Source organism: Flavobacterium sp., from assembly GCF_035760125.1.
In the GTDB taxonomy this organism is placed as follows: domain Bacteria; phylum Bacteroidota; class Bacteroidia; order Flavobacteriales; family Flavobacteriaceae; genus Flavobacterium.
On the sequence record NZ_DASTTN010000317.1, the window covers coordinates 1 to 7,583 of the forward strand.

6 protein-coding genes are annotated in these 7,583 nt (G+C 31.2%); all 6 read left to right on the forward strand.

The window, feature by feature from the left end:
- Positions 1-1,114, forward strand: a 1,114-nt coding sequence (locus VFS71_RS11385) for a type I restriction-modification enzyme R subunit C-terminal domain-containing protein (protein WP_326401375.1), incomplete at its 5' end; no start/stop codon positions are given.
- Positions 1,115-1,116: 2 nt separating this feature from the next.
- Positions 1,117-2,760: a DUF262 domain-containing protein gene (locus VFS71_RS11390; RefSeq protein WP_326401377.1), complete on the forward strand. Its 1,644-nt coding sequence runs from the start codon at positions 1,117-1,119 to the stop codon at positions 2,758-2,760.
- A gap of 27 nt (positions 2,761-2,787) precedes the next feature.
- Positions 2,788-3,669, forward strand: a complete 882-nt coding sequence (locus VFS71_RS11395; protein WP_326401378.1) for a hypothetical protein — start codon at positions 2,788-2,790, stop codon at positions 3,667-3,669.
- A gap of 152 nt (positions 3,670-3,821) precedes the next feature.
- Positions 3,822-4,664: an HNH endonuclease gene (locus VFS71_RS11400; RefSeq protein ID WP_326401379.1), complete on the forward strand. Its 843-nt coding sequence runs from the start codon at positions 3,822-3,824 to the stop codon at positions 4,662-4,664.
- Positions 4,657-6,087, forward strand: coding sequence for an N-6 DNA methylase (locus VFS71_RS11405; RefSeq protein WP_326401380.1), 1,431 nt, complete (start codon positions 4,657-4,659; stop codon positions 6,085-6,087). The genes VFS71_RS11400 and VFS71_RS11405 overlap by 8 nt, the downstream gene beginning before the upstream one ends.
- Position 6,088: 1 nt before the next feature.
- Positions 6,089-7,583, forward strand: a 1,495-nt coding sequence (locus VFS71_RS11410; RefSeq protein WP_326401381.1) for a restriction endonuclease subunit S, incomplete at its 3' end; no start/stop codon positions are given.

Sequence of the window (7,583 nt, forward strand, 5' to 3'; positions counted from 1 at the left end):
TAAAACAATTGTATTTTGTGTAGATATTGATCACGCCAACAGAATGCGGCAAGCATTAATTAATGAAAATGCGGATTTAGTAGCTAAACATTGGAATTATTGTGTAAAAATTACTGGAGACGACGAAGTTGGAAAACAAGAGTTAGATAATTTTACTGACGTCGAAGAACGCTTTCCTGTTATTGCTACAACTTCAAAAATGTTGACTACAGGAATCGATACCAAAATGGTAAAATTTATAGTATTGGAATCAAACATTCAATCAGTTACAGAGTTCAAACAAATTATTGGGCGCGGTACTCGAATAAGAGAAGCTGAGGGTAAAGTTTACTTTACTATTATGGATTTTAGAATGGCAACTAATAATTTTGCAAGACCTGATTTTGATGGTGATCCAGTTCAGATTTATGAACCTAAACCAGACGAACCAGTTGTTCCTCCAGATCAACCTAAAATACCTACAGACGATTTCGAAGATCCGGACTTTCCAGATCAAGAACGACCTGAAAAGCCAAATATTGATATTGATGAAGGTGGAGACGAAAATAAAATCAAAAAATATTATGTAAATGAAATTCCAGTTTCGGTAGTAAATGAACGGGTGCAATATTATGGGAAAGATGGAAAACTCATTACAGAATCATTAAAGGATTATTCTAAAAAGAACATTGAAAAAGAGTTTGCTACTCTAGATGATTTTATTTTTAAATGGAATAGCTCAGAGAAGAAAGAAGAATTAATTAAGGAGTTAGCAGAGCACGGTGTATTATTGCATGCCCTTAGAGAGGATGTTGGTTTAGATTTGGATGATTTTGATTTGATTTGCCACATTGCTTTTGATCAACCTCCTTTAACAAGAAAGGAACGGGCTAATAATGTTCGAAAACGAAATTACTTCAGTAAATACAGTGAAACGGCTCAAAAGGTTTTAAATAGCCTTCTAGATAAATATGAAGAAGAAGGAATAACTTCAATAGAACAAGGTTCAATCCTTAAAGTGAAACCTTTAAATGAAATGGGGTCTCCTGTAGAGTTGGTAAGAGCTTTTGGGAAAAATAAGGATTTTGAACAAGCGGTCAAAGAATTAGAAAACGAGATATACAATATTGCATAAAAATGGAACAAAGAATTGAAATTATAAATAATTGGAATCTTCAAAAAGTTTTTAATCAATTGGAAAATGGGAATATGAAAATTCCAAGATTTCAACGCGGTTACGTTTGGGAAAGAAGTAAAATTGTAAAATTGCTTAATAGTATTCAAAGCCAATATCCAATTGGTTCATTTTTTATTTGGGAAGCTGGTAAAGAATATAAGAATTTTTGTAGAGAAATTAAAGAATTAAATCTGCCCGAAAATCCTGAATCTAACTTTTACAGTTTTATTTTAGATGGACAACAACGTATAACTTCTCTTTACGTGTCTTTGAAAGGAAAGACTATAAATGATACTGATTATTCTTCTATTTGTTATAATCTGGAGAAAAAAGAGTTTCATATTCCTAGATTAAAAAACGAAAACCATAATATTCCTGCATGGAAACTATTTAATACCTCAGAGTACGGAAAAGTTTTAACTCAATATGTACTTTATGATAATGAAAAAGGAACTACATACCATCAAAATTGGAGTAATTGCCAACAACTATTTTCTGATTATCCGATTAGTATTATAAAAACATTAAATATGGAACTTGATGAAGTAGTTTCAATATTTGAAAATATTAATCAGGGCGGGAAAAGATTATCTCTATTTGACTTAGTTCATGCTAGTGCATGGTCGCCAGAATTTGATTTGAGGGAAAAGATTAAAACTTTTAATGAAGAACCAAATGTGAAAGCTTTTGGAGGTGTAGAAAATGAAGTTTTTATTCAATCTTTGGCTTTAAATGCTTTTGGGGATTGCAAAAATAAAAATCAGTTAAACTTGACAGCAGTTATTTGTGCTGACAACTGGAGAAAAACAACCGAATGTATTAGGTTAAGTCTGGATTTTGTAAAAATATTTGGAGTTAGATTCATTAGTTATTTACCATACAATTCTTTTCTTCCTATATTTCAATATTACTTTTTTAAATCTGGAAAAAACAGTATTCCTTCCTCACATCAAAAATTTATTGAAAATTGGTTTTGGACGTCGACATTTTCAGCACGTTTTTCGAGTTCTAGTTTGACTAAAATGAAAGATGATGCGGACTGGATTAGTCATCTTGCAAATGATGTTTTTGAAGAAAATGTTTTTGGTGTTTCATTGACTTTAAAAGAATTAGCTAAGGTAAACATGCAAACGAAATCCGTAATTAAAAATGGAGTTATTTGTTTGATGGCTTTAGAAAACCCAAAAGATTTTGACAATAGCATTCCTGTCATGCTTGATAAAACTAATATTGCAAAATCAAATGGAAAAGAGAATCATCACTTCTTCCCTTATTCACTTAAAGATAAGTTCGGAACAACTGTTACAGGAATAAATTCATTGCTTAACTTCGCACTCATTTCAGGAAGATTAAACAGGGAAATTTCAAATAAATTACCTTCAATTTACATCGCTGATTATTCGTCTAAAAATCAAAAAATAGAAATTGATTTAGAAAGTCATTTTATTTCAAAAGAAGCTTTGGAAGCAGTCAGAAATGACAGTTTTACTGATTTTATCAATGAAAGAGCAAAATCAGTTTTGTCCAAAATTATTGAAAAAGTCAGAGTTGGTGAATTTTCGGAATCTGAAGAAGAATTGATTGTAGAAAATATTGAATATTAAAATAAAAACCTATAATAAAGTGGCTTAATGAACTTAGAGAAAGTATTAAAGAAAGTTTCGAAAAAAGTTTGGGATGAACTAAAACCCATAAATGGTTCTAATATCAATATACACAATGTAAGAGAAGAAGCTCTTTCTTCGATGGGATTAAAAATTTTAGCAAAATCTAATTGCGATAATGTATTAAAGATTGAAATGATCAGTGCACACGACGAATCCTTAAGAGGCTATGATTATGAAATATGTATTGGTAGTGCTAAAAAAAGAAAGTTCATTCGTTTTTTTATTCAAGCTAAGAGACTGTATGGGAATAAGTTAAATTCACGATATACTGCGTATGATCCTTCTCAATCTAAAAAGTTAGAAGATTATTCCAAAACGTACAAAGGAATACCATTATACTCTTTGTATAATTATTTAGATGTGCCAAATTCTGATTTATTAAGATACTATAATTCTGATAGTAATTTTAATAAAAAACATCTTGGAGTTACATTAGCTACAACTACAAAATTAAAAGGAGGAAATTATTTTAATTCAATACATGACAATGGCATTTTAAATTATTATAGAATACCATTTTACAGGTATCACCCTTTAGATATTGATTTTTATGAAGATAATATTCAAGTTGGTGTACCTTTACATTCATTAGCAAATTTTACCATTGAAAAGGCTGAAAAATTCAACGAATTACATAGAAAAAATAAATCAAAAAATACTCTGCCTTTTTTCTTCTTTTTCTTTGATCCAGAATTATTAGGAGATGATGAATTAATTCCAATTTTAGAAATGAATGAGGAGGAACTGATACAAGATTTTAGAGGTAGAGCAGAATTAAATAATAAAGAAAACGGGTTTAATCCGCAAGCATTAATAATAATAGAGCAAGAGGATTTGTATGAGTAACATCATAACAAATAAAAAGGCATACGTGAATCATGTGCAAGGATAGAGGAGTAGATGGAGATACACAATGCATATCGCAAATGGTATGAGTGCTTTTCTATAATTTTTTTTGCCGATAGAGAATTAGAAAATGAAATTTATAATATTGCTTAATGTTTAGTTATAAAGATATACAGTGGGTTCGGAATGTAAAGCGTGAAGGTGGTAAAAATTGGGCTTATTTTGATGAAGATAAAGATGAAATGATTTTACATTGGTCTTCGTCATTTGTTAAAAAACCAACTCCTGCAATGATTCCGCAAATAGGAGATATTGTCGTATTGTATCAAAAATTAAATACTGATAATCAATTCTACTTTACTCATTTGTTGACTCCCATAGATTCTATTGAAAGAGATTTTGTCAAAACTAATCCCAAGCACCGTTGGGGAAGAAAAATGAAAGTATTAGCAAAAACACAAGAGATAATTCGTCCACAATTATTTGAGTTAGGTAGGGTTAATCAAGGACACACATATAATATTGAGTACTTAAATTTAAATGTTTCAAAAGAAGAAATACAAAAACTTATTTGGAATGAATTTCTACCTTACTTCAGAGTAGATATTTCCAATGACTATGAAACTGAAATTATAGAAAATTACTCAGATGATGCTTTAGATAATTTTGAAGCAGCAGAAGGAAAATATAAAGAGGTATTACACAAACTTCGAGAAAGAGATAGAACTTTAGTAAATAAAAAGAAAGTTTCTACTAATCCTCTAGTTTGTGAATGTTGTACCTTCGATTTTTCAAAAAAATATTCCGATTTAGGTAACGGATTTATCGAGTGTCATCATATAATCCCCATTAATAAAGGAGAAAGAATCACTCGATTAGAACATTTGGCATTAGTGTGTTCCAACTGCCATAGAATGCTTCATAGAAAAAATAAAAACAACGATTATTATACCGTTGAAGAATTAAAAGATATTATAAAAAAAAACAATGAGTAACATTACAACAAACATAAAAGGCATACGCGATATTATGCGTAAGGATACAGGAGTAGATGGAGATGCACAACGCATATCGCAAATGGTGTGGATGCTTTTTATGAAAATTTTTGCCGATAAAGAAGAAGAATGGAGCATTACTATAGACAATTATGAATCTCCAATTCCTGAAAATTTAAAATGGCAAATTTGGGCAGCTGATGATGAAGGATTAACAGGAGATAAATTAATGGAATTTATTAACAATGAATTATTTCCAGCGCTAAAAGAACTAGATATTAGAATCAGTCCGCAGGCTAATATCATACGTTCAGTCTTTGATGACACTTACAATTATATGAAAAACGGAACCCTATTCCGTCAGGTTATAAACGTGATAAATCAAATTGATTTTAACAATACTACTGATCGTCACTTATTCAATGATTTATACGAAACCATTTTAAAAGAGTTGCAATCAGCAGGTTCTTCGGGGGAGTATTACACTCCTAGAGCAGTAACACAGTTTATGGTTGATATGATTGACCCACAATTGGGAGAAACTGTTTTAGACCCCGCTTGTGGTACTGGAGGTTTCTTAACCTGTGCCATTGACCACGTAAGCAAACAGGTAAAAACAACGACTGATAGAGATATATTGCAAAAATCCATTCGTGGAATTGAGAAAAAACCGTTACCCCATTTACTATGTACGACGAATTTGATGCTTCATGGTTTTGATTTACCAGCTGTACGCAGAGATAATTTATTGAGCAAACCTTATGCCGATTGGGGAGCTAAAGACAAGTTGGATATTATTCTAACTAATCCCCCTTTTGGCGGTGTAGAAGAGGATGGCACCGAAACCAACTTTCCACAAAAGTTTAGAACCAAAGAAACAGCCGATTTATTTATGGCTTTAATAATAAAATTGCTTAAAACCAATGGTCGTTGCGCTGTGGTATTACCCGATGGTACACTATTTGGGGAAGGAATGAAAACACGACTAAAAGAAGAACTACTTGAAAAGTGTAACCTTCATACGATAGTGCGTTTGCCGAATGGTGTCTTTAACCCTTATACAGGCATTAAAACCAATTTATTGTTTTTTGAAAAAGGAACTGCTACCAAAGAAGTTTGGTATTTCGAACATCCTTATCCTGAAGGTATGGTGAGCTATAATAAAACCAAGCCCATTAATATTAAAGAGTTTGATTTAGAAAAAGCATGGTGGAATAACCGTGAAGAAAGCCAATATGCTTGGAAAGTGTCTATAGCTGAAATTAAAAAACGAGAATACAATCTTGATATTAAAAACCCACACCAAGAAGTTGATGATCTAGCCAGTCCGGAAGTGCTTTTAGAAAAATATAAAGCAACTGAAAAGAAGATTTTTTCAATACAAGAAGAAATTATATATGTATTAACCGAAGCTTTAAAATAATATGCACTTATTACAAAATTTTAAAGAACTTACTGTTAGACCTAAAAATGCTCAAGAGTTAAAAGGATTGATTTTGCAATTGGCTCTTCAAGGAAAACTTACTGGAAAATGGAGAAAGGAAAATCATGAGATTGAGCCTGCTTCTGAATTATTAAAGCTAATAGAAAGGGAGAAAGCACAACTCTTGAAAGACAAGAAAATAAAAAAAGAAAAACCTTTAGAGTCAATAAGAAAAGACGAAATTCCTTTTGAAATACCAAATAACTGGAAATGGTCAAAATTAGGAGAATTAACTAGTTTAATTAATGGTGATAGAGGAAAAAATTATCCGTCAAAAGAACATTATATTGCTGAGGGAATACCTTTTTTAACCGCTCGGAATTTAGGAACCAGATATTTAAAACATGAAACTCTAAATTATATTTCAGAAGAAAGATATGATTTATTGCAAAGTGGGCATATACAAATGAATGATATTTTATATTGCCTAAGAGGTTCTCTAGGTAAATGTTCTATTGTTGAAGGAATAAATAAAGGAGCGATTGCTTCTTCTTTAGTTATTGTTAGAACAGTAAATCCTTTTAATCAAATTTATTTGTTAAATTATTTTTCAAGTCCTTTAGGTACAAAGATGATTTATAAATATGATAATGGTACTGCCCAACCCAATTTGTCAGCAACCGATTTAAAAGAGTTCTTAGTTCCACTTCCACCTATAGAAGAACAAAAAGCAATCGTAGCAATTGTAGAAACCTTGTTCAAAGAAGTGGATCAATTAGAACAATTAACTGTTGAGCGTATTAGTCTAAAAGAAAAGTTTGCAGTCTCTGCTTTAAAGCAACTCACAACTAGTAATACTAAAAAAGAATGGAATTTTTTACAAGAACAATTTCATACTTTCTTTAATGAAAAAAATAATATTACAAAGCTACGAGAAACCGTTTTGCAATTAGCTGTTCAAGGTAATTTGACTGAGAAATGGAGGTGTGAGAATAATTTAATTAAAGGAGAAATATTAAAAGATTCTGAAAAGTATGAAATTGATTTAATTCATAACTCACCTCCTTCCTGGAATGTCTACGCATTAGGTAATGTAGTTGGTTTTCAACAAGGAATGCAGATCGCCAAATCATCAAGGCTTGAGACCTCAATGGAAGGGGCTTTGCCGATTTTGAAAATAAAAAATTACACCAATAATTTTAAAACAGATGTGGAGTGGATTAAAGTTGATGTAAATTCACTTGTAGCGGAGGTAGATGATATTATTCTATCAAGAACTGGGAGGGTTGGTAGAGTATTGACAGGATTTAAGGGTGTGTTTCATAATAATACTTTTAGAATTAGTTTCCCAAAGGATAAACTTTTAAGTAAATATTTGCAATATTTTTTACAAAGTTCAGGTGTTCAAAACTACATTGAAAGGGTGTCAGGTAGGACAGCACAACCTGATTTGACACATAAGAGATTTGGCCCTTGCTCAATTGTTGTTCCGCCTT

Bases quoted from the DNA above. Each gene is read 5' to 3' on its own strand.
- VFS71_RS11400 (WP_326401379.1), top strand. From the start codon at position 3,822: ATGTTTAGTTATAAAGATATACAGTGGGTTCGGAATGTAAAGCGTGAA.
- VFS71_RS11405 (WP_326401380.1), top strand. From the start codon at position 4,657: ATGAGTAACATTACAACAAACATAAAAGGCATACGCGATATTATGCGT.
- VFS71_RS11390 (WP_326401377.1), top strand. From the start codon at position 1,117: ATGGAACAAAGAATTGAAATTATAAATAATTGGAATCTTCAAAAAGTT.
- VFS71_RS11395 (WP_326401378.1), top strand. From the start codon at position 2,788: ATGAACTTAGAGAAAGTATTAAAGAAAGTTTCGAAAAAAGTTTGGGAT.